18 protein-coding genes and 1 pseudogene are annotated in these 22,064 nt (G+C 46.8%); 10 read left to right on the top strand and 9 right to left on the bottom strand.

The window, feature by feature from the left end; all coding sequences use genetic code 11:
- The first annotated feature begins 127 nt into the window (after window positions 1-127).
- The 5 genes and pseudogenes from DQN52_RS02485 (at window position 128) to ubiG (ending at window position 2,930) form a co-directional block, all read left to right on the top strand.
- Window positions 128-776: pseudogene (locus tag DQN52_RS02485) on the top strand (IS1595 family transposase).
- Window positions 777-808: 32 nt separating this feature from the next.
- Window positions 809-931, top strand: a complete 123-nt coding sequence (locus tag DQN52_RS11105) for a hypothetical protein (RefSeq protein ID WP_003788056.1) — start codon at window positions 809-811, stop codon at window positions 929-931.
- A 220-nt stretch (window positions 932-1,151) separates the two neighbouring features.
- Window positions 1,152-1,613, top strand: coding sequence for a DODA-type extradiol aromatic ring-opening family dioxygenase (locus DQN52_RS11100; RefSeq protein WP_003788058.1), 462 nt, complete (start codon window positions 1,152-1,154; stop codon window positions 1,611-1,613).
- 84 nt (window positions 1,614-1,697) lie between these two features.
- Window positions 1,698-2,201 carry a disulfide bond formation protein B gene (locus DQN52_RS02475; RefSeq protein ID WP_003788060.1) on the top strand — a complete coding sequence of 168 codons (504 nt, stop codon included), beginning with the start codon at window positions 1,698-1,700 and terminating at the stop codon, window positions 2,199-2,201.
- Window positions 2,202-2,213: 12 nt separating this feature from the next.
- The gene (ubiG, locus tag DQN52_RS02470; protein ID WP_003788062.1) at window positions 2,214-2,930 is read left to right on the top strand and encodes a bifunctional 2-polyprenyl-6-hydroxyphenol methylase/3-demethylubiquinol 3-O-methyltransferase UbiG; all 717 of its coding nucleotides are present in this window, start codon (window positions 2,214-2,216) and stop codon (window positions 2,928-2,930) included.
- Between the two features lie 75 nt (window positions 2,931-3,005).
- Here the strand turns inward: ubiG and hemL are convergent, their stop codons facing one another.
- A complete protein-coding gene (gene hemL / locus DQN52_RS02465; protein WP_003788064.1) occupies window positions 3,006-4,286 on the bottom strand; it encodes a glutamate-1-semialdehyde 2,1-aminomutase in 1,281 nt (426 codons plus the stop codon).
- A gap of 143 nt (window positions 4,287-4,429) precedes the next feature.
- Window positions 4,430-4,855, bottom strand: coding sequence for a hypothetical protein (locus tag DQN52_RS02460; protein WP_003788067.1), 426 nt, complete (start codon window positions 4,853-4,855; stop codon window positions 4,430-4,432).
- A gap of 157 nt (window positions 4,856-5,012) precedes the next feature.
- Here DQN52_RS02460 and guaB point away from each other — a divergent pair, with 157 nt between their 5' ends.
- Window positions 5,013-6,479, top strand: a complete 1,467-nt coding sequence (gene guaB, locus DQN52_RS02455) for an IMP dehydrogenase (protein WP_003788069.1) — start codon at window positions 5,013-5,015, stop codon at window positions 6,477-6,479.
- Window positions 6,480-6,589: 110 nt separating this feature from the next.
- The gene (locus tag DQN52_RS02450) at window positions 6,590-7,390 is read left to right on the top strand and encodes a DUF4198 domain-containing protein (RefSeq protein WP_032827812.1); all 801 of its coding nucleotides are present in this window, start codon (window positions 6,590-6,592) and stop codon (window positions 7,388-7,390) included.
- 99 nt (window positions 7,391-7,489) lie between these two features.
- Here the strand turns inward: DQN52_RS02450 and polA are convergent, their stop codons facing one another.
- Together polA and DQN52_RS02440 are read right to left on the bottom strand one after the other, a co-directional pair.
- The gene (gene polA / locus DQN52_RS02445) at window positions 7,490-10,267 is read right to left on the bottom strand and encodes a DNA polymerase I (protein ID WP_003788073.1); all 2,778 of its coding nucleotides are present in this window, start codon (window positions 10,265-10,267) and stop codon (window positions 7,490-7,492) included.
- Window positions 10,268-10,367: 100 nt separating this feature from the next.
- The gene (locus tag DQN52_RS02440; RefSeq protein WP_003788074.1) at window positions 10,368-10,562 is read right to left on the bottom strand and encodes a hypothetical protein; all 195 of its coding nucleotides are present in this window, start codon (window positions 10,560-10,562) and stop codon (window positions 10,368-10,370) included.
- A gap of 514 nt (window positions 10,563-11,076) precedes the next feature.
- Here DQN52_RS02440 and DQN52_RS02435 point away from each other — a divergent pair.
- Window positions 11,077-11,937, top strand: coding sequence for a substrate-binding periplasmic protein (locus DQN52_RS02435; protein WP_003788078.1), 861 nt, complete (start codon window positions 11,077-11,079; stop codon window positions 11,935-11,937).
- Between the two features lie 88 nt (window positions 11,938-12,025).
- Here DQN52_RS02435 and DQN52_RS02430 read toward each other — a convergent pair whose 3' ends face one another.
- From DQN52_RS02430 to gyrA, 5 genes are all read right to left on the bottom strand, one after another.
- Entirely contained in the window at window positions 12,026-14,404 is a 2,379-nt protein-coding gene (locus DQN52_RS02430; protein ID WP_003788079.1) for a phosphoketolase family protein, read from the bottom strand.
- Window positions 14,405-14,551: 147 nt separating this feature from the next.
- Window positions 14,552-15,097 carry a hypothetical protein gene (locus DQN52_RS02425; RefSeq protein ID WP_032827813.1) on the bottom strand — a complete coding sequence of 182 codons (546 nt, stop codon included), beginning with the start codon at window positions 15,095-15,097 and terminating at the stop codon, window positions 14,552-14,554.
- Entirely contained in the window at window positions 15,090-15,296 is a 207-nt protein-coding gene (locus DQN52_RS02420) for a helix-turn-helix transcriptional regulator (RefSeq protein WP_003788083.1), read from the bottom strand. The genes DQN52_RS02425 and DQN52_RS02420 overlap by 8 nt, the downstream gene beginning before the upstream one ends.
- 140 nt (window positions 15,297-15,436) lie before the next feature.
- A complete protein-coding gene (locus tag DQN52_RS02415) occupies window positions 15,437-16,225 on the bottom strand; it encodes a 5'-nucleotidase, lipoprotein e(P4) family (RefSeq protein ID WP_003788085.1) in 789 nt (262 codons plus the stop codon).
- Window positions 16,226-16,349: 124 nt separating this feature from the next.
- Window positions 16,350-19,076, bottom strand: coding sequence for a DNA gyrase subunit A (gene gyrA / locus DQN52_RS02410; protein ID WP_032827821.1), 2,727 nt, complete (start codon window positions 19,074-19,076; stop codon window positions 16,350-16,352).
- A gap of 138 nt (window positions 19,077-19,214) precedes the next feature.
- Here gyrA and ffh point away from each other — a divergent pair, with 138 nt between their 5' ends.
- Window positions 19,215-20,582 (top strand): signal recognition particle protein, encoded by a 1,368-nt coding sequence (ffh, locus tag DQN52_RS02405; RefSeq protein ID WP_003788088.1) that lies wholly within the window; start codon window positions 19,215-19,217, stop codon window positions 20,580-20,582.
- 130 nt (window positions 20,583-20,712) lie between these two features.
- Window positions 20,713-22,038 (top strand): MFS transporter, encoded by a 1,326-nt coding sequence (locus DQN52_RS02400; RefSeq protein ID WP_003788091.1) that lies wholly within the window; start codon window positions 20,713-20,715, stop codon window positions 22,036-22,038.
- Window positions 22,039-22,064: the final 26 nt, after the last annotated feature.

The following is a 22,064-nucleotide window of genomic DNA, read 5'->3' as shown; positions in this document are numbered from 1 at the left end:
TTTTATTGCTTATTTTTTTACAGCACACTTTTCTTTCAGGACACCACCCATAATTTGGTGGTGTCCTGAAAAAGGTGCTATAAAAAAAGGGGCTGTATTAGATTAGCAGTTATGTTACCCTTTAAAAATGAAGATAACACACTGTAAACTATCTAAAAAAGTACAAAAGAAATTACTTGAATTTTTTGTACTTGAAGTAACCGCTCGTTCTGCTGCTGTTATTGGATATTAACCCCAATTCAGCAGCACTGTTTTACCGTAAAATCCGCCAAGTCATTGCCTACCATTTAGAACTTCAAGCCGATGAAATTTTTGATGGTTCAGTTGAGCTTGATGAGAGTGTGTTGGCGGACAGCGAAAAGGCAAACGCGGTCGCGGAGCAGCTGGTAAGGTAGCGGTATTTGGTATTTTGAAACGTCGAGGCAAGGTTTACACAGTTATCGTTGAAAACACCAAACAAGATACATTACTACCTGTTATTAAACGAATGTATGCCTGATAGCATTGTTTATACCGACTGTTACAAAAGCTATGATGTGCTAGATGTGAGCGAATTTACGCATCACAGAATCAATCATTCAGAGCTATTTGCTGACCATCAAAACCATATCAATGGTATTGAAAATTTTTGGAATCAGGCAAAGCGCGTTCTACGAAAATATAATGGAATTGACCGAAAATCTTTCCCTTTATTCTTGAAAGAATGCGAATTTCATTTTAACTTTGGTACACCAAAAGAGCAGCTTAAAATCTTGCGAATTTGGTGTGGTATTTAGGGCTAATCTAATACAGCCCCAAGGAAAAAATCATGGAAAAAATCACTGCAAGCGTTTATACCTCACACATTCCAGCCGTTGGCGTGGCATGGGATTTGAAAAAAACCGCCGAACCTTACTGGCAGCCTGTATTCGCAGGTTACGACTATTTATAAAGAGTGGCAAAAAGAAAACCTGCCCGATGTGATTATTTGGGTGTACAACGACCACACCAACAATTTCGATTTTGACTTAATCCCGACCTTTGCTTTGGGCATGAACCACGAATTTCAGCCAAGCGATGAAGGCTGAGGTCGCCGTCCAATTCCTAATGTACCAGGCGACCAAAAATTCGCTTCGCACTTGGCGCATTCTGTGATTGAATAAGGTTTTGACTTGACTTTGTGCTACGAAATGGAAGTGGATCACGGTTTGTCTGTGCCATTGTCAGTAATGTTTGGCGATGTAGAAAAATGGCCGGTTAAAGTGATTCCATTGCATGTAAACGTGGTGCAATATCCTGTGCCAAGCGGTCAGCGTTGTTATGATTTGGGGCGCGCCATTCGCAAAGCGGTGGAATCTATGGACGAAGATTTGAACGTGCATATTTGGGGCACAGGCGGCATAAGCCACCAGTTGCAAGGCTCACGCGCAGGTTTAATCAACAAAGAATGGGACAATCAATTCTTGAACGATTTAATCGCCAATCCAAAAAAGTTGGTAAAAAAACCGCATGTGGAATATGTGCGCGAAGCAGGCTCGGAAGACATTGAATTGGTGATGTGGCTGATTGCGCGCACCGCGATGTGCGAAGAAGGCGAAGAGCCGATTGTGAAACATCCGTTGGCAACACCGTAGCATTGCGATTTCATTTCACTATTTGAAGTGCAGGCTGCTTTTTATCGCGCTATACTTGCACCGTTTTGATTACTAGGACGTATTATGTTATCGCTATCATCACACAAAATCGCGATACCCCTGCTCGCGCTGATTGGCTTGGGCGGCACAAGTGCATCGCTGTTCGCGCAATATGTGCTGGACATGAATCCATGCGTCATGTGCATTCAACAGCGCATGGCATTGGCTGGAATTTTCATCGTATCGCTGCTGTGCTGGTGTTTGCCGCAACGCAAAAAATGGGCAAGAACCGTATCATCGCTGCTGGTTGCCGCGCCTGCCACCTTTGGTTTATACATCGCCAGCCAACAAATTTATTTGCAATCGTTGCCGCTTATGGAACAACCATCTTGCGGCGCACCATGGACATTCCGACTCAAACACGCACCTTTGTTTGACTGGTACGAATGGTTTATCCGTGGCACAGGTGTGTGCGGCGAAGTGTATCAAGTGTTGGGCGTATCGTTGCCTGTTTGGGGCGCGTTGTTTTTCTTGGCGACTTTGATTTTGATTGTGGAACGCTGGTGGCACACTCGCCACGTTCATTAAGGGGATAGATTGATGCAAAACACCGTAAACGTAGATGAAAACGAAATCCAAAAATTCAGCCAACTTGCCGACAAATGGTGGGACAAAACAGGCGAATTCAAACCGCTGCACGACATCAACCCGCTTCGTTTGGACTACATTGACCAATTTGCCCAGCTATCAGGCAAAACCGTGCTAGACGTAGGCTGCGGCGGCGGCATTTTGTCCGAAAGCATGGCGCAACGCGGCGCACAAAGCGTGTTGGGCATCGACATGGCAGAACTGTCGCTGCAAACCGCCAGCGCACACGCCATCGCCAACCAAGTCAGCAACGTGCAATACCGCTGCATTAGCGTGGAAGACTTGGCAGCCGAAATGCCGCACACGTTTGATGTGGTTAGCTGCATGGAAATGCTGGAACACGTCCCCGACCCAGAATCCATTATCCGCGCCTGCGCCAAGCTGGTTAAGCCAAACGGCTGGGTATTTTTTTCCACTATTAACCGCAATCCCACATCGTATATTCACGCGATTTTGGGTGCGGAATATTTACTCAACCTCGTTCCCAAAGGCACGCACGACTGGCAAAAATTCATCACACCAGCCGAATTGGCACGCATGGCACGACACAGCGGCTTGGACATTTGCACCACGCAAGGTATGAGCTACAACGTGCTAACCAAACGCTATTTTTTGGGCGACAACGTAGATGTGAACTATATGATTGCTTGCCGACCTGTGAGCGCGTAAATTTATCAATCCAATAAAAAGCAGCCTGCACTTTTTGTTTACTCAAAGTGCAGGCTGCTTTTTATATAGCGCGATTTACTTCATCTGCGCAAACACCGTTTTCGCCACATCAATCGTTTCATCAATCAATTCAGCCATGTGCGCCGCCGACACAAATCCTGCTTCATACGCCGATGGTCCAAACGCCACGCCTTTATCCAACATTCCGTGGAAAAATTGTTTGAATCCGTCCACGTTAGACGCTGCCATGTCCGCATACGTTTTTGGGAATTGGTTGGCGAAATACAAGCCGAACATACCGCCCACGCTGTCTGCGCTAAACGTAACACCTGCATTTTGCGCAGCTTGGGTTAAACCTTGCGCTAATTGCGCGGTGCGAGCGGACAAATCTTCATAGAAATTCGGGCGTTGGATAATTTCCAGCGTTTTCAAACCTGCGGCAACGGCAACAGGATTGCCCGACAATGTGCCTGCCTGATACACGCCGCCCAATGGCGAAATGCAATCCATAATTTCTTTTTTGCCGCCAACTGCTGCGACTGGCATACCGCCGCCAATCACTTTGCCCATAGTCGTCAAATCGGGCGTGATGCCGTGCAAGGATTGTGCGCCGCCCAACGCTACGCGAAATCCCGTCATCACCTCATCGTAAATCAACACGCTGCCGTGCTGTTCGGTTAATTGGCGCAAGGCTTGGACAAATTCAGGCGTGGCGCGAACCAAATTCATATTGCCTGCAATCGGTTCTAAAATCACGCCTGCGATTTGGTCGGAAAATTCACTAAATGCTTGATTTAATGCTGCTACATCGTTGTATGGCAACACGATGGTGTGTTGCGTTAAATCGCTTGGTACGCCAGCCGAACTCGGATTGCCAAACGTGAGCAAACCCGAACCTGCTTTCACAAGCAAACTGTCTGAATGCCCATGATAGCAGCCTTCAAATTTGACAATTTTGTCGCGCCCCGTGTAGCCACGTGCCAAACGAATGGCGGTCATGGTTGCCTCCGTGCCTGACGATACCAAACGCAAACGCGCCACGCTTGGCACGATTTTGGCGATTTCTTCGGCGATGATGATTTCGGCTTCGGTTGGTGCGCCAAACGACAATCCGCCCAAAGCGGCTTCGCGGACGGCTTCTACGACTTCGGGGTGCGCGTGTCCAACAATGCCTGTTCCCCACGAGCCAACGTAGTCGGTGTATTGTGTGCCGTTTTCGTCCCAAACGAATGCGCCTTGTGCGCGTTTGATAAAACGTGGTGTGCCGCCCACGCTGCCAAAGGCACGGACTGGGGAATTGACACCAGCAGGGATAATTTGCTTGGCGCGTTCAAATAATTGTTCGTTACGGTTCATGATTTTGCTTTCGTGAATGGAAGAAAATGAAATTATAGCGGAAAAGATTGTGCTGTTTTGATTGCCCTATCTATTTAGATAAAAAAGCAGCCTGCACTTTCCATCAAATAAAAGTGCAGGCTGCTTTTTGATATGTTTACCGATTAATTGCAATATTTAGCAATATCAGCGTTATAGCGCGGAATCAACTGGTCTTTGTTACGCGCATTGGTTTTTTCTACCGTTTCCAAGTTCAAACGTGCAGCACGGCAGTTTTCGGCTTTGGTTTCGGCAACCATTTTAGCGTTGGCATCTTCGATTTGTTTGTTTTGATTGGCAACGCGCTGTGCAATCACGGCTTGTTGGTCAGCCAAAGACAAGTTTTCAATAGACGGTTCGCGTGGTGCAGGTGGCGTTACCGTGCCTGTGCGAATGTTCACCACGTTAGATTGACCCATTTTCATGTTGGCTGGGGTGTCAGAATACACGGTTGAGCTGCCGCTTTTCCAGCTAAACACTTCGGTGTCAGCCGCGCCAGCTGTTGCCGCCAATACAGATAACAAAGTCGCTGCGATTACTGATTTCATCATTTTTGGGATTCCTTATTGTTTTGTTGAATAAACAGATAGGCAAATTGTACTGTTTTCTCTTTGTTCTGTCATGAAAAAACACGGTGCAGGCTGCTTTAATCAGACAAATATGCTACAATGCCGTGCATTTTAACCAACCGACACAAAGGTCTGCAAAATGCGTATCGTAGAAAAAGCCTATACATTTGACGATGTTTTACTCGTTCCTGCTCACTCACAAGTTCTGCCACGCGATGTCTCGCTGAAAACACCATTAACCAAAAAAATCACGTTGAATTTGCCGCTGTTGTCTGCCGCGATGGACACAGTAACCGAAGCACGTCTTGCCATTTCTATGGCGCAAGAAGGCGGCATCGGCATCATTCACAAAAATATGACGATTGAACAGCAAGCCCTTGCCGTGCGTAAAGTTAAACGCCACGAAAGCGGCGTAGTCAAAGACCCGATTACCGTGTCGCCCAATAAATTGATTGGCGAATTGCTGCAAGAACGCTCGCAACGCAAACGCAAAATGTCGGGTTTGCCTGTGGTGGAAAATGGCAAAGTGATTGGCATTGTGACCAACCGCGATTTGCGTTTTGAAACACGTTTGGATTTGCCTGTGTCGGCGATTATGACTCCGCGCGAAAAATTGGTATCTGTGTCAGTCGGAACAAGCATTGAAGAAGCGCGTGAATTAATGCACCAACACAAAATTGAACGCGTTTTGGTGTTAAACGAAAAAGATGAATTAAAAGGTTTGATTACCGTTAAAGACATCATCAAAAACACCGAATTCCCCAATGCGAACAAAGACGATGAAGGTCGTTTGCGCGTGGGTGCGGCAGTTGGCACGGGCGGCGAAACCGAAGAGCGCGTAAAAGCGTTGGTGGCGGCTGGCGTGGACGTATTGGTGGTGGACACGGCACACGGACACAGTCAAGGTGTGATTGACCGCGTGCGTTGGGTTAAAACAAACTTCCCAGATGTGCAAGTGATTGGCGGCAATATCGCCACCGCAGCAGCAGCGCGTGATTTGGTGGCGGCTGGCGCGGACGCGGTTAAAGTCGGCATTGGGCCTGGCTCAATCTGTACAACGCGCATTGTGGCTGGCGTGGGCGTTCCGCAATTAACCGCCATTCACAATGTATCGGAAGCCTTGAAAGGCACAGGCGTTTCTGTGATTGCGGACGGCGGTATTCGTTTTTCGGGCGACATTGCCAAAGCATTGGCGGCTGGCGCGGATTGCGTGATGTTGGGCGGTATGTTCGCTGGCACAGACGAAGCACCCGGAGAAATTGAATTGTATCAAGGGCGTGCGTATAAATCGTATCGCGGCATGGGTTCGTTGGGCGCGATGAGTCAAGGTTCTAGCGACCGTTATTTCCAAGACAAAACCGAAAGCACCGATAAATACGTTCCCGAAGGCATTGAAGGACGTGTGCCACACAAAGGCCCAATCATCAACATTATTCATCAGTTGGTGGGCGGTTTGCGTTCTAGCATGGGTTACTTGGGTTGCGCGACCATTGCCGAAATGCACGAGAAAGCGGAATTTGTGGAAATCACGTCTGCTGGTATGAGCGAATCGCATGTTCACGATGTACAAATCACGAAAGAAGCGCCGAATTATCATGTGCGTTGATTGAAGCAATAAATAAAAGCAGCCTGCACTTTTTATCTTTACAAAATCATGGTTATAATATAACATCTTTAACCGTTGTTTCGTTGCTTTTCTACATGGGAGACTTAATCATGAAAAAAATCATTGCTGCTGCATTACTGTGTGCCGCCAGTTTATCGGCGCACGCGCACCGAGTTTGGGTGTCTGCCGACCACACGCATGGCGGAGAAATCTTAAAAGCCGAGCTGGGCTATGGCGAATTTCCAGAATTTGAGCCGATTGCGGAGTCGCGTTTGGACATTTTTAAGCCGTTGATTTTGGTTACAGAATCGGGCAAACAACCGCTGCTGCAAAAAGGTTTGCACAATTATCAATACCAAAGCGCAAAACCTGTGCCAGACGGCAGCTATTTGGTGGTGGGCGAATACAAGCCGACTTTTTGGAGCAAAAACGCGGCTGGTTGGAAGCGCGAAAATATGCAGCAAATGAAAGATGCGAGCTATTGCGAACAAACGCGCATGTATGGCAAACACATCGCTAATGTGGGTCATGAAAGTGCCAGCACCGCGATTATTTCGCGCCCGTTGGGGCATTTGCTGGAAATTGTACCATTGGACAATCCTGCCAATGTTCATGTGGGCGAACCGTTTAAAGTCAAAGTGTTATACAAAGGCGAGCCGTTGCCCAATGTTACCCTAACCGCGACTTTTGACGGCTTTGACACCAGCGACCGCAGTCATTCGCACAAAGTGGAAGCGCAGGCGTTTTCGGACACGACTGGCGATGACGGCACAGTTAGCATTATTCCGTTGCGCCAAGGTTTTTGGAAAGCGAATGTGGAATACAAAACCGATTTTGCCGATGCGTCTGTTTGCCAAAAAGAAGCGACATACAGTACGCTGACATTCCAAATTGGTCATACGCACCATTAAAAACAGTTTTATAGGGGAGAGAGGCGATTTAAATCGCTCATAAAAAATGCAGGCTGCTTTTTCAATATCACAAAGCAGCCTGCACTTATTTTTGTGTGTTTAATGCGCATCGTCCCAATTCGCGCCCACGCCAACTTCTGCCAGCAATGGCACGTTCAACACGCCCACGCCAACTTGCGCCATCAGTTCGGGCAATTTTTCACGTATCAACGCCAGTTCGCTGTCGTGGACTTCCAACACCAATTCATCGTGTACTTGCATGACCAATCGGCTGTGCAGGCTGCTTTGGCGCAAAAAGTCTTGTACGCTTATCATGGCGCGTTTGATTAAATCGCTGGCTGTACCTTGCATCGGTGCGTTAATCGCGGCACGTTCTGCGCCTGCGCGAGTCATCGCATTTTTGGCGTGAATGTCGGGCAAATACAAGCGTCTGCCAAACAAAGTCTCCACATAGCCGAGCTGTTGCGCCTGTTCTTTGGTGCGCTGCATATAATCCGCCACGCCCGTGTATCGCGCAAAATAGCGTTGAATAAACATTTTTGCCGACATCGCGTCAATGCCTAACGATTTTGCCAAACCGTATTCGCTCATGCCATAAATCAAACCAAAGTTAATGGTTTTGGCATAGCGGCGTTGTTCGGACGTGATATGTTCTGGCGCCATGCCAAACACTTCGGCGGCGGTGCGGCGGTGTACGTCTTCGTTGTTGTGAAAGGCAGCCTGCAACGTGGTATCGCCCGACAAATGCGCCATAATCCGCAGTTCAATTTGCGAATAGTCTGCCGACACAATCACGCAATTTTGTGGCGCGGTAAACGCTCGGCGCACGCGGCGACCTTGCTCGGTGCGAATCGGAATGTTTTGCAAATTGGGATTATTGCTCGCCAAACGCCCTGTAATCGCAACGGCTTGGGCATAATTGGTATGCACGCGCCCTGTTTGCGGCAAAATCATCTCGGCCAATTTATCGGTGTAGGTGGATTTGAGTTTGCTCAAACTGCGCGTTTGCAAAATAATTTTGGGCAAAGGGTAATCGTCTGCCAGCTTTTCCAACACGCTTTCATCGGTCGATAAACCGCCTTTTGCCGTTTTTTTCACGCCTTTGGTGGGAATGCCCAATTTATCAAACAAAATTTCTTGCAACTGTTTGGGCGAGTTCAAATTAAATGGCTGCCCTGCCAATTCATACGCCTGCTGCTCCAACTGCAACAATTCCGCGCCCAAAGTCGCGCTTTGTTGCGCCAATTCTGCGCGGTCAATTTGCACACCAGCGCGTTCCATTTCAAACAACACTTGCGCCACAGGCAATTCCATTTGTTGATACAACGCCAACTGCGCCGCGTCCATTTGCGTGCGTAAATGCTGCTCAATGCGTAGGGCAAAATCCGCGTCTTGACAAGCGTATTGCGTGGCAGCCTGCACATCAACATCGGCAAACGAAATCTCTTTTGCGCCTTTACCACACAGGCTTTCGTAAGAAATCGTTTCCAAGCCCAGCCAACGCGCCGCCAAATCGTCCAAATTGTGCGTCAAATGGCTTTCCACAATATACGATGCCAACATCGCATCGCCCACAATACCTTTTAAATCAATGTCCTGATTTTTGAAAATGTGTTGGTCATATTTCAGATTTTGCCCAATTTTGCCCAGCGATTCGCTTTCCAAAAACGGTTGCAGGCTGCTTTTAACCGTTGCCCAATCCAGCTGCGCGTCTGCAAAACGGTGCGCCACAGGAATGTAAAACGCTTCGCCAGCCGCCAACGCCACGCTGATGCCAACCAACTGCGCTTGCATCGGTTCGCGCGATGTCGTTTCCGTATCCAAGCCAATGGGCGAACCGTTTTGCATACAAACGTGCAATCGCGCCACCAAATCCGCCAACTGTTCCGCAGTCGTAACCGATTGATAATTGAACTGTTCAGGTTTGGGCGCGAACGTGATTTCGGGTGCAGGCTGCTTGGGTGGCTCGCTTTCCAGCTGCGCGAACAAATCGCCCGTTTCGCCTGTGGATAACTGCGCTTCAGCTTCTTTTAACCACGTTTTAAAGCCCAATTCACGAAAACGCGGTGCAAGCTGCGCCCAATTTGGTGCCTGACGTTGTAAATCGTCCAAACCACGCGGCAAGTCTGTGGATAAGTCCACATCGGTTTTAATCGTAACCAATTCATACGACAACGGCAGCTGCACCAACGCCGCGCGTAGGTTTTCGCCAATTTTTCCTTTAAATTCATCAGCACGGCGCATGATTTCGTCCAGCGAACCGTATTCCGCCAACCATTTGGCTGCGGTTTTTTCGCCGCATTTTTCCACCCCTGGTACGTTGTCCACCTTGTCGCCCATCAACGCCAAAAAATCGCGGATTTGTTCGGGCTTCACGCCAAATTTCGCCACCACGCCATCGTGGTCAAGCATCTCGTTTTTCATGGTATTGACCAGCGTGATGCGCGGGCTAACCAGCTGCGCCATGTCCTTGTCGCCTGTGGATATAATCACGTTCATGTCTTGCGCAGCGGCGGCAATCGCCAATGTGCCAATCACGTCATCAGCTTCTACACCGCTGATTTTCAACACTTTCCAGCCCATTAAATCCACCAAATCGGGCAACATATCGGCTTGCGGACGCAATTCGTCTGGCATGGGCGGTCGCGTGGCTTTGTAGTCTTCATACAAAGCGTGGCGGAAATTTTTGCCTTTTGCGTCAAACACCACGGCGCAATAATCCGCAGACTGCTCCGCGCGTAGGCGTTTGAGCATATTCAGCACGCCATACACTGCATTGGTTGGCGTGCCATCGGGCGCGGACAGGTGCGTCATCGCATAAAACGCGCGATACAAATAAGACGAGCCGTCCACCAATAGCAAAGTTTTTTGAGTCATGTTTAGTTTCTGTTGATTGAATTAGGCGCGATTATACGCAAAAAGCAGCCTGCACATTGGTAAACAAAATGTGCAGGCTGCTTTTTAATAGTTTGCGCGATTATTTAAACAACGCAGCAAATTGCGCTTTCAAATCCGCTTCGGTGCGCGTCAAGTGAGCGCGAACATCGGTAAATTCCAAGTTTTCCACCGCTTTTTCTGCTGCGGCTTGGTTTGCGCCCAAGCTAACTAATTTGGCTGCCAAGCTCCCCATCAGCATAATTTCCAACGCGCTTTGACCTTCTTTTGAGTTCATGATTTTATCCTTTGAAAACAATAAAGGGCGTTATTATAGCAGCAATTTTTGCAGGCTGCTTTGCCATAAAACAAAGCAGCCTGCACTTTTAAAATTTCAAAGCACAGGCTGCTTTTTGCTGCAATAACCTTTGCAAAGGTGTCACGCTACGCAAAATAGTAATGAAAACCAAAATATCCCTTACTGTAAAATCAAAAAATCCATCACATTTTTAAATCTGCTCATATCATTTTATTTAATATTGAGAATTATTTGTAAAGAATTGTTATTTTTTTGCAACATATTAAACTAATCAATTAAATAAATTTTTCAAATAGTTACGATTTGTTTCCAATAACCCTATTTTTTGAAATGTCAATTTATTTATTCAAATTCAAAACAAAAGCCTATAATTTTTAAACCAGTTTAATACAGTCAATGCTCTAAATACACTGTTTATATACCAAGCATAGCCATCTTGTTCTGATACTCTAATTAACCCATCTTTAACTTCTTTTGAAAACGAGGATTTTTTATGTTATTTCGCAAATCTCTTTTAATTGCTTCTGTGACTGCTTTATTTACTTTGGCTGCCTGTGGTGGCTCTGACAACAACAGCACTGCTAATGGCAATTCACCTACGCCAGCAACTGAGGCTCCTGCGCCATCATCAAACAATCCTGCATCGTCTAGCTTGCCTGAAAATGTCCCCACTGTAACCATTTTAACCAGTACTTCTTTTGCGCCGTTTGCTTATTTAGATGTCAATGTAAAAGAAGTGGATAATATGCGCGGCTTTGACGTAGATGTGATTAAATCGGCTTTGGCAACACAAGGCATCAAAGCCAAAATTGAGCCTACTCTTTGGAAAAACACCAATGAAGTTTTAGAAAACCTAAACACCAAAAAGGCCGACATTATCTTGGGTGCAGTGGCCGCAACCGAAGCACGCAAAGCAAAATTTGCGGCAAGTGATATTTATGTGGAAGCGCCAAATGCGATTTTGGTGCTAGAAAATTCGCCTATTCAAACATTGGCAGATTTGAAAGATAAAAAAATTGTTGTACAAGACACTTCAACCGCACTTGATGACTTGGAAAAAGCAGGTTTGACAGAAGCTGTTGCTAGCAAAAAACCAGGGTTTGAAGCGTTGTCTTTGGTAGCTCGTAAGGAAATGGACGCGATTGCAGGCGATGAATTGGCTTTGCGTAACATTAGCAAAAGCTTCCCTGCTGAATCTAAAATGCGTGTAATTAAACTGCCTGAATCGTTTGGCTCGGTAGCATTCTTTGTGAGCAAAGACAATCCTGATTTGCTGAAAAAAATCAATGCTGGTTTGGCTACTATCAAACAAAATGGTACTTACGATAAAATTTACAGAGAATGGTTTAACTAATCCCAGTTAGCGTGTAGTTATAAAACCAAAAGCAGCCTGCACTTTTGAAATTTCAAAGTGCAGGCTGCTTTTTTATGCTCAATCGCGGTTATTTAGCCAATGGCTGCCATTTCCATTCCGCCACTTCGGGAATGTCTGTGCCGTGTTCGCGGATATAGCTGCGGTGGAATGCCACAGTTTCGCCCATTTTTTTCGCAAATTCGCTTGCTTTGTCGCCATAAACGGCTTGCGCTGCGTCTTTGGCAACGTGGAATCGGTCCATTTCCGACAACACGCGCATATCAAATGGCGTGGTAATGTCGCCATTTTCGCGATAACCGTGAATGCGTACATTGTGGTTGGCGCGTGGGAAGAACAAATCGCGAATCATGCCCTCGTAGCCGTGGAAGCAGAACACAACGGGTTTTTCTTGGGTAAACAATGCGTCAAATTGTTCATCGCTCAAACCGCGTGGGTCGATACTTGGGTGGCGCAATTTCAGAATATCTACCACGTTGATGAAACGGATTTTCAATTCTGGGAATTGTTTGTGCAAAATGCTAATCGCGGCCAAGGCTTCCATGTTTGGCTCTGTACCTGCTGCGGCGATGACTACATCTGGTTCACCATCGTGGCAAGTTGATGCCCAATCAATCACTTTGTAACCTTCGCGTACCAATTCTTTCGCTTCTTCAGCATTGAAGAATTGTGGGCGCAAGTGTTTGGACGACACAATCAGGTTAATGCGATCGCGTGAAGTCAAGGCTTCGCTCATTACTGCCATTAAAGTATTGCTATCGGCTGGCAAATATTCGCGCACAAATTCGGGTTTTTTCTCTGCCAAATGGGTCAGCAAGCCTGGGTCTTGGTGCGTATAACCATTGTGGTCTTGTTGGAACACAGTTGATGTAGCAATCAAGTTCAATGATGGGTAATCATTGCGCCAAGCGGCATGGGTTTTGCATTTACGCAACCATTTGAAATGCTGCGTAATCATGGAATCCACCACGCGGAAGAACGATTCGTAGCTGGCGAAGAAACCATGGCGACCTGTCAAAACATAGCCTTCCAAAAAGCCTTCTGCTTGGTGTTCGGACAGTTGCGAGTCAATCACGCGACCTACTGGCGCAATCCATTCGTCATACGCTTCATCGCGGCGACCCAACCATTGACGCTTGGTTACTTGGAACACTTGATTTAAGCGGTTGGATTTGGTTTCGTCTGGGCCAAAAATACGGAAATTGTTGGGGTTTGCCGTTACCACATCTGCCATTAAGCGACCGCATTCCACCATGTCTTGCGCGTCTTGGCTACCAGGTACACCAATTTCCAGCGCGTGTTGCGTCCAATCGGGCATAACCAAGGCTTTGGGGTTAATACCGCCATTGGTAATTGGGTGAACCGACATACGTTTTGCGCCTTTGGGCGAAATATCGCGCCATTTGTCCAAGAAGCAGCCATTGTCATCAAACAATTCTTCTGGACGATAGCTACGCAGCCATTTTTCCAATTCGCCAGCCGTTTCCATATCGTGCGAGCTGGCTGGAATCGGCACTTGGTGTGCGCGAAAACCGCCTTCAATCGGTTCGCCATGCCATGTTTTGGGGCCAGTCCAGCCTTTTGGAATACGCGCCACCAACACAGGCCAATGCGGCATGGTTGCATCTTCCGCTTTTTGTGTACGCGCAGTCTGCCAAATAGACAAAATGTGTTCTACCGCTTCATCTACCTTTTGCGACATAATTTCGTGGTAGTTATCCACATTGTTCACATCAACAAAAATCGGCTCCCAGCCCATGCCATTGAAATATTGCTTCAACTCTTCGTCTGTTTTACGCGCCAAAATGGTTGGATTGTGAATTTTGCCACCGTTCAAGTACAAAATCGGCAAAACTGCACCATCGTTTACAGGGTTGATAAACGTGTTACCAAACCAGCCTGCACACAACGGGCCTGTTTCCGCTTCGCCATCGCCAATCACGGCAGCCGCAATCACGTTTGGATTATCCAACACCGCGCCAAATGCGTGCGACAAGGCATAACCCAATTCGCCACCCTCGTGGATTGAGCCTGGGGTTTCAGGCGCAGCGTGAGACGCAATGCCACCTGGAAACGAGAAAATCTTGCACAATTTTTTCAAACCAGCAGTGTCTTGCGTGATGTCTGGATAGATTTCGGTGTAGCTGCCGTCCAAATACGAATTAGACACCATGACTTGGCCGCCATGCCCTGGTCCTTCAATGTAGAACATATCCACATCGTATTTATTGATGGCGCGATTCAAATGCGCGTAGATAAAGTTTTGACCTGGAACAGTGCCCCAATGTCCGATTGGGTGCGCTTTCACATCGTTCGCCACCAACGGCGTTTTGAGCAATGGATTGTCTTTCAAATACATTTGCGCTACGGAAATATAGTTGGCAGCACGCCACCAAGCATCTACTTTGCCCAAATATTCGGGCGTATCAAATTGCGTTTTGTTTGTCATTACGAACGCTCTACTTTCTTTTCTGTTGTGGTTAATTTAAGTCTCTATCATATGCCTTTTAGGGAGAAATGTTTAGATGTAAATTAGAATGTTGATTATAAAAAAAGCAGCCTGCACTTTTGGTTGATTCAAAATGCAGGCTGCTTTTTATTCATCATGCTGATTTTGTTGCTGCTGCATGATTTGGGCTTGCTGTTGCAAAAGTTTACGCTCTTCGGCGATAACAAACCATGCAACAGAAATGGCTACCATCAAAATAAACGGCATCATAAACCATAAAGGAGCCGTTGGATCGTTGATGTATAAAAGAAACACCAAACCAACACACGTTGCCATAAACGTAACAATCGCCCTTTTGACAATATTGCGCATTTTCTGTTGCATTTTGATTTCGGTAAAATCATCAGGATTGAGCAACTCCTCTTCAATATTTTTGGGGTAATACAGATTAAAAAATGCGCCATAAACCATGATGAATACCACCGCTGGAACACGTGGTTGCCAACCTAATAATTGTATGCTTTTCAATATATAAAAAACAGTATCCAATAAAACGGCAAAAAAAGTTAGCCTCGATGCCAATTTGCCTAGCCTTGCATAAAAAGCGTTAATAAGCTGCTGTTGCCGCTCGTCCAAGCCTTGCTCTTCTTTGCCAATGAGCCAGTTGAAAATTTTATTCAGTAATTTATTCATGTTCATTTCCTTGCCAAAATAGGCTGTTTAAGTCGGTATCAAGCGCGTGTGCTAATTTAATGCACAACAAAAGCGTGGGGTTGTAGCGATTATTTTCAATTAAATTAATGGTTTGTCTTGCAACTTCTACGCGCTGGGCGAGTTCTTGCTGCGACCAACCTTTAATTTGACGATACTGGCGAACTTGGTTTGCATTCATAAATATTGATATTTGTCGTGTATAGATGACATTTTAGAGTAATAAAAATCATTTTGTCAAATATAAATGACAAAATGGATTAAAAAAGCAGCCTGCACTTTTACGATTGAAAAGTGCAGGCTGCTTTTTTAATCATTCAATTACTTACCGTCCCAAGTACGCAACGCCTTGCTACGCGCATCTAATTTACCTTGTGGCGTTAAAGAGTAATAGCCTTTTGCCATGCCGCTTTCCCAGTCGCCATAGCTTGGATTGGGCAACACAATAAATTTTGTGCCAAACAACTGTTTGTTTTGGTCAACAAACTGACGGCGTTGGGCGTTGTCTTTGCGATAGGTTTCATCGCCAAAATCGTTCAAGTTGTCGCCCATAAATGCCACAATCGCGTAACCTTGGTCTTGCACTTGTTGGAAGCGCACACTCTTATTAGAGCGGTCAGTTTTGAGCAGCAACGATTGGTCATCAACGCCTGTAAAGCCCAAACGCTTCATGTTTTCCAAAGTCGCTGCTTGTTCTTCTTTTTCCAAGCGGTTAGACACATAGAACACTTTGCCGCCACGCGAATTAACGTAGTTATTGAATTCCACCGCGCCAGCCATTGCCGTGGTTTGACGCGCATTAACCCAGCGAGTCCAGTCGGCTTGTTTAAACGGAATATTGTTTTTGATGCGCCACGCCGCATAAGCCGAGTTGTCCAACATGGTTTCGTCCAAATCCACCACTACTGCTTTTTTCTGTCCATTTGGTGCGGCTGCATTGTCAAACACAATACGTGCAAAATTAAACGCTTGATAAGACAAGGCTTTAAATTCGCCTGACTCTTGCATCCAGTTCACAGCCAAACCTGCTTGCTGTTCCAACTGTGTATTGGGCGATGCACACGCCGCCAAACCCATGGCTGTTACAACCGATAAAATGATTTTTTTCATACGTTTTTCCTTTACAAAAAATGTTATAAGCTAACATTTATTATTTTAATCAAACAATCGTTAGCCTGCAAACAAAAAGCAGCCTGCACTTTTGCGATTGAAAAGTGCAGGCTGCTTTTACTATTTACTCTACGATTACCGCATCGGCGACAACATCATCAACCGTATCGCCGTCATCATCACTTTCGGCAACACGTTCAATGCTAACCAAAGTCGTGCCTTCGTCCAAATTGATGAGCTTCACGCCAGCCGCCGCACGTCCAGTCTCGCGGATTTGCTCCACTTTCGTGCGAATCAACACGCCGCCGCTCGTAATCAACATCAAATCATCGCTAGGCGACACCAACGCCGCGCCCACCAATTCGCCGTTACGTTCGCCAGTATCAATCGCGATAATCCCTTGACCGCCTTTGCCTTTGCGCGAGTAATCTTCAATCGGCGTGCGTTTGCCGTAGCCGTTTTGCGTAGCGGTCAAAACTTGCAAATCGCTACCCAATTCCGCCACCAACAAACTCACAATGCGACCATTTTCAGGCAGCTTCATACCACGCAAACCGCCCGAACCGCGACCACTTGGGCGAATACCTTTATTCGTCAGCAAATTAAATTCGCTAGAATTATCATCATCAGCTGAATTTTCATCATTCAGGCTGCCTGAAACGTCTTCGCTTTCATCATCGTTGCTCGTTGGATTGTAAAATTCATTAAAACGAATCGCCTTACCCAAATTGCTAAACAACATAATATCAGACGAACCCGACGTTTTCGCCACGCCCACCAAGCTGTCGCCGTCTCTCAACGCAATCGCCTTAATGCCTTTCACGCTCACATTTTTAAACGCAGACAGTTGAACTTTTTTAACCATGCCCAACGTCGTCGCGAAGAACACATATTCATCTTCAGGAAAATCACGAACAGGCAAAATCGCACTCACTTTTTCGTTTTCTTCCAACTGAATCACATTGTTAATCGGACGACCGCGCGAATTGCGCCCACCTTCAGGCAGCCTGTAAACCTTAATCCAATGGCATTTGCCCAAATTCGTGAAACACATTAAATAATCGTGCGTGTTCGCTACAAACAGCGTTTCAATAAAATCTTCATCTTTCGTAGCCGCCGCTTGTTTGCCGCGACCGCCGCGTTTTTGCGCTTGATAATCGCTGGTCGGCTGCGTTTTGATGTAGCCGCCGTGCGTCAGCGTAACCACCATTTCACGCGGCGGAATCAAATCTTCATCGGCAATATCGCCACCGCCCACCGCGTTGATTTCACTCTTGCGCTCATCGCCAAACTGCGTTTGCATCACCACCAATTCATCGTCAATAATTTGGCGCACACGTTCAGGTTTCGCCAAAATATCCAATAAATCCACGATAACCGCCATTAAATCCTTATATTCTTTAACAATTTCGTCTTGGTCTAAACCAGTCAAATTTCGCAAACTCATACGCAAAATCGCACGCGCTTGCTCATCGCTCAACCAATAACCGTCTGCTTGCAAACCGCGATTTTCAGGCAGCCATTCAGGACGCGCCATGCTCAAATCCAAATCCGAGCGCGACAACATTTCGCTCACCAAAGCCGATTGCCAAGCGCGACCGAGCAACGCTTCACGCGCCGTTTCCACGTCCGCCGACTGCTTAATCAGCGCAATCATCTCATCAATATTGGATAGGGCAACCGCTTTACCTTCTGCGATGTGTCCTTCTGCACGCGCTTTTTTCAAGCGAAACAGCGTTCTGCGCGTAACCACTTCACGGCGATGGCGTAAAAATTCGCTCAAAATCTGTTTCAAATTCAACAAACGAGGCTGACCGTCCACCAACGCCACCATATTGATGCCAAACGTGTCTTGCAACTGTGTGAGTTTATATAATTGATTTAAAATGACTTCTGCATTTTCATTACGTTTCAATTCAATCACAATGCGCGTGCCGTCTTTGTCCGACTCATCGCGTAATTCCGCAATGCCTTCAATCGCCTTGTCGCGCACCAAATCGCCAATTTTTTCAACGAGTTTGGATTTATTCACTTGATATGGAATTTCATCAACAATAATCGCTTCACGTTCGCCATTTTTGCCAATCGGTTCAATGTGCGTTTTGGAACGGATTACGACACGACCGCGCCCTGTGTGGTAGCCAGCACGAATGCCTGTCAAGCCGTAAATCGTTGCGCCAGTTGGGAAATCGGGGGCTTTGATGATGTCAATCAATTCGTTGATGTCGGTTTCAGGTTCGCGCAATAATTTCAGGCAGCCTGCAAGCGTGTCGCGCAAATTGTGTGGCGGAATGCTGGTTGCCATACCGACCGCAATCCCTTCCGAGCCGTTCACGAGCAGCGCAGGAAAACGTGTTGGCAAAACAAGCGGTTCGCGTTCGCTGCCGTCGTAGTTGTCGCCAAAATTAACGGTGTCTTCTTCAATGTCGGCGAGCATTTCGTGGGCGATTTTTTCCATGCGGATTTCGGTGTAACGCATTGCCGCCGCCGCGTCGCCATCTACCGAACCGAAGTTACCTTGACCGTCCACCAGCGTGTAGCGCATGGAAAATGGTTGTGCCATGCGCACGATGGTTTGGTAAACCGCGCTGTCGCCGTGTGGGTGGTATTTACCGATGACATCGCCGACCACGCGAGCGGATTTTTTGTACGCGCCGTTCCAGTTATTTTTCAATTCGTGCATGGCGTACAACACGCGGCGGTGGACGGGTTTCAAGCCGTCGCGCACATCGGGCAACGCACGTCCCACAATCACCGACATGGCGTAGTCCAAATAGGACTTTTTCATTTCGTCTTCTAGGCTAACGGCAATGGTTTCTTTGGCAAATTGTTGGTCGTTTGCGCTGCTCATTTTTTCGCATTCCAAAATAAATAAAAACACGCGATTTTAGCATAAATGAATGCTTTTCAGGCAGATAGCGTTTGTAGAAGTGCAGGCTGCTTGTGCTAAAATGCGCGGCAGCCTGCACTTTTTTACGAGAAAGATTTTATGTTAGACAATTTAACTAAACGATTTAGAAAAGTTTTCAAAGACATACACGGTCAAGCCAAATTAAACGAAGACAACATCAAAGAAGCCCTGCGCGAAGTACGCTTGGCTTTGCTGGAAGCCGATGTTGCCTTGCCGATTGTGAAAGACTTTGTCAAACAAGTCAAAGAACGCGCCTTGGGCAAGGAATTTGCCGACAACCTAACGCCAGAACAAGCCTTTTTTGGCATTGTGAACGAAGCCTTAATTGAATTAATGGGCAAGGAAAACAGCGCGTTGAACTTGGCAGCCAATCCGCCAGCCACCGTGTTGATGGCTGGTTTGCAAGGCGCAGGTAAAACCACCACAGTCGGCAAGTTGGCAAAATTGCTCAAAGACCAAAACAAGAAAAAGAAAATCTTGGTGGTGTCGGCAGACGTGTATCGCCCAGCCGCGATTGAACAGCTTAAATTGTTGGCGCAACAAGTTCAGGTGGACTTTTTTCCGTCTGATGTATCGCAAAATCCTGTGGAAATTGCCAAAGCCGCGCAAGATTTCGCCAAAAAGCAATTTTATGATGTGTTGATGGTGGACACGGCGGGTCGTTTGGCGATTGACGCAGAAATGATGAACGAAATCCAAGCGATTCATGCCACGATTAACCCTGTGGAAACGCTGTTTGTGGTGGACGCGATGCTCGGTCAAGACGCGGTAAACACGGCAAAAGCGTTTGACGAAGCCTTACCGCTGACAGGCGTGATTTTGACCAAAATGGATGGCGATTCGCGTGGCGGCGCGGCGTTGTCGGTGCGTCAAACCACTGGCAAACCGATTAAATTTATTGGTATTGGCGAAAAAATCAATGGTTTAGAGCCGTTCCACCCTGACCGCATTGCCAGCCGTATTTTGGGCATGGGCGATGTGATGACTTTGATTGAAGATGTGCAAAAAGGCATTGACGAAGACATCGCCAAAGAAATGGCACAAAAGCTAAATCGCGGCAAAGACTTTGATTTGAACGACTTTAAAGCGCAAATCCAACAAATGCGAAACATGGGCGGCTTTGAGAATTTGCTATCCAAAATGCCTGGGGAATTGGGCGAACTATCCAAACAAATCCCCGAAGGCACGGCAGAAAAAGCGATGGGTCATGTGGAAGCCATTATCAATTCGATGACACCGAAAGAGCGCGCCAACCCAGCGTTGCTCAAAGCCAGCCGCAAACGCCGTATTGCCGCTGGTGCTGGGGTCAGCATTCAAGATGTAAACAAAATGTTGAAGCAATTTGAACAGTCGCAACAAATGATGAAGATGTTTAGCGGCAAAAATATGCAAAAACTGATGCGTATGGCAAAGGGCATGAAAGGGTTGTTCCCAGGTATGCGCTAACACCAGCGATATATATAAAGTGCAGGCTGCTTTGCCCTTTTGTCCAAATCTTTGATTTGGGTATAAAAGGGTATGCCGTAGGCATGAATGCTTAATAAAAAGCAGCCTGCACTTTTTAGGAGCATAGAATATGAGTACACGCACCATTAATGTTCAACAATTTTTGAACGAAAACAAATTTTCGTCCTATCAATGGATGATTTTTGCCGTTTGTTTTTTAGTCGCTTTTTTTGACGGCATGGACACGGCCGCGACTGGCTACATCGCGCCCAGCTTGCTAGACGATTGGGGCTTGGAGAAAAAACAACTCGCCCCTGTGTTGAGCGCAGCGTTATTTGGTTTGGCGATTGGCGCGGTGTCGTTTGGCCCAGTTGCCGACAAAATCGGGCGCAAAGTGGTGCTGACGTTTTCGGTATTTTTGTTTTCGGCAATGTGTGTGGCATCGGCATACGCGCAAGATTTAACGCAATTGACCATTTTGCGTTTCATCACAGGTTTGGGTTTGGGCGCAGCCATGCCCAATGCGGTAACCCTGCTAACTGAATTTTGCCCTGCGCAAAAACGCGCCACGATTGTGAACACCATGTATTGCGGTTTCCCAATTGGTGCGGCGGCTGGCGGTTTTTTCGCATCGTGGTTGATTCCTGAATTTGGCTGGTGCACGGCTTTGTTTTGGTGTGGCGCGTTGCCTTTGATTTTGAGCGTGATTATGTTGTTTATCCTGCCGCGTTCGCCGTCTTATTTGGTGGTGAAAAAGCAGCCTGCGGAACAAATCCGCAAAATTTTGAAACGCATCAACCCTGCTGCCAATTTGGACAACGCAACTTTTGTGGTCAATGAGAAAAAAGGCGCGCAACAATCGAAAAACCCAATGGCAATGGTAATGGGTTCACACTTTCGCGCAGGTTCGATTTTGCTGTGGGCAAGCTATTTCTTGGGCCTAATTATTTTCTACGCGATGATTAACTGGATGCCTGTGATTTTCAAAGAAGCGCAAATGCCAGTCGATTTGGGACCAAAAATTTCGGGTTTGTTTGCCTTGGGCGGCTTGGGCGCGATTGCCAACGGCTATTTAATGGACAAGTTCAACGGCAATAAATTGATTGGGTTTATGTCGTTTATGACGGCGATTTCGGTCGCGTTTATTGGCTGGTCAATCGGTCAAGGTTTGAGCTTGTTGATTGCGGTGGTGCTGATTGCTGGCGTATTCCAAAACACGGCGCAATCGTCTTTGCCTGCACTGGCAGCGAAATTCTATCCAACCGAATGCCGTACAACGGGCGTATCGTGGATGCTGGGCATTGGACGTTTTGGCGCGATTGCTGGCACGTTTTTAACAGGTCAGTTGCTGGCTTGGAAACTGGATTTTGTAACGATTTTCATCATTTTGGCAATTCCGTCTTTGCTGATGACGGCTTGCTTGATGTTAAAACAAAAATGGTATGGCGATAGCTGATACCTATTCATAAAGCCAAGATAAAG

It is taken from the genome of Kingella kingae (assembly GCF_900475905.1).
Lineage (GTDB): Bacteria > Pseudomonadota > Gammaproteobacteria > Burkholderiales > Neisseriaceae > Kingella > Kingella kingae.
Note: the sequence above shows the minus strand (reverse complement) of the source record. Positions and strands in the feature narration are given on the sequence as shown.

What these genes read in the sequence shown, in the direction of transcription:
- hemL (WP_003788064.1), bottom strand. Translation starts at nt 4,286, where the DNA reads ATGAACCGTAACGAACAATTATTTGAACGCGCCAAGCAAATTATCCCT.
- ubiG (WP_003788062.1), top strand. Translation starts at nt 2,214, where the DNA reads ATGCAAAACACCGTAAACGTAGATGAAAACGAAATCCAAAAATTCAGC.
- gyrA (WP_032827821.1), bottom strand. Translation starts at nt 19,076, where the DNA reads ATGAGCAGCGCAAACGACCAACAATTTGCCAAAGAAACCATTGCCGTT.
- DQN52_RS02475 (WP_003788060.1), top strand. Translation starts at nt 1,698, where the DNA reads ATGTTATCGCTATCATCACACAAAATCGCGATACCCCTGCTCGCGCTG.
- DQN52_RS02435 (WP_003788078.1), top strand. Translation starts at nt 11,077, where the DNA reads ATGTTATTTCGCAAATCTCTTTTAATTGCTTCTGTGACTGCTTTATTT.
- guaB (WP_003788069.1), top strand. Translation starts at nt 5,013, where the DNA reads ATGCGTATCGTAGAAAAAGCCTATACATTTGACGATGTTTTACTCGTT.
- DQN52_RS11105 (WP_003788056.1), top strand. Translation starts at nt 809, where the DNA reads ATGGAAAAAATCACTGCAAGCGTTTATACCTCACACATTCCAGCCGTT.
- DQN52_RS02460 (WP_003788067.1), bottom strand. Translation starts at nt 4,855, where the DNA reads ATGATGAAATCAGTAATCGCAGCGACTTTGTTATCTGTATTGGCGGCA.
- DQN52_RS02415 (WP_003788085.1), bottom strand. Translation starts at nt 16,225, where the DNA reads ATGAAAAAAATCATTTTATCGGTTGTAACAGCCATGGGTTTGGCGGCG.
- DQN52_RS02450 (WP_032827812.1), top strand. Translation starts at nt 6,590, where the DNA reads ATGAAAAAAATCATTGCTGCTGCATTACTGTGTGCCGCCAGTTTATCG.
- DQN52_RS02420 (WP_003788083.1), bottom strand. Translation starts at nt 15,296, where the DNA reads ATGAATGCAAACCAAGTTCGCCAGTATCGTCAAATTAAAGGTTGGTCG.
- ffh (WP_003788088.1), top strand. Translation starts at nt 19,215, where the DNA reads ATGTTAGACAATTTAACTAAACGATTTAGAAAAGTTTTCAAAGACATA.
- DQN52_RS02430 (WP_003788079.1), bottom strand. Translation starts at nt 14,404, where the DNA reads ATGACAAACAAAACGCAATTTGATACGCCCGAATATTTGGGCAAAGTA.
- DQN52_RS02400 (WP_003788091.1), top strand. Translation starts at nt 20,713, where the DNA reads ATGAGTACACGCACCATTAATGTTCAACAATTTTTGAACGAAAACAAA.
- DQN52_RS02440 (WP_003788074.1), bottom strand. Translation starts at nt 10,562, where the DNA reads ATGAACTCAAAAGAAGGTCAAAGCGCGTTGGAAATTATGCTGATGGGG.
- polA (WP_003788073.1), bottom strand. Translation starts at nt 10,267, where the DNA reads ATGACTCAAAAAACTTTGCTATTGGTGGACGGCTCGTCTTATTTGTAT.
- DQN52_RS02425 (WP_032827813.1), bottom strand. Translation starts at nt 15,097, where the DNA reads ATGAATAAATTACTGAATAAAATTTTCAACTGGCTCATTGGCAAAGAA.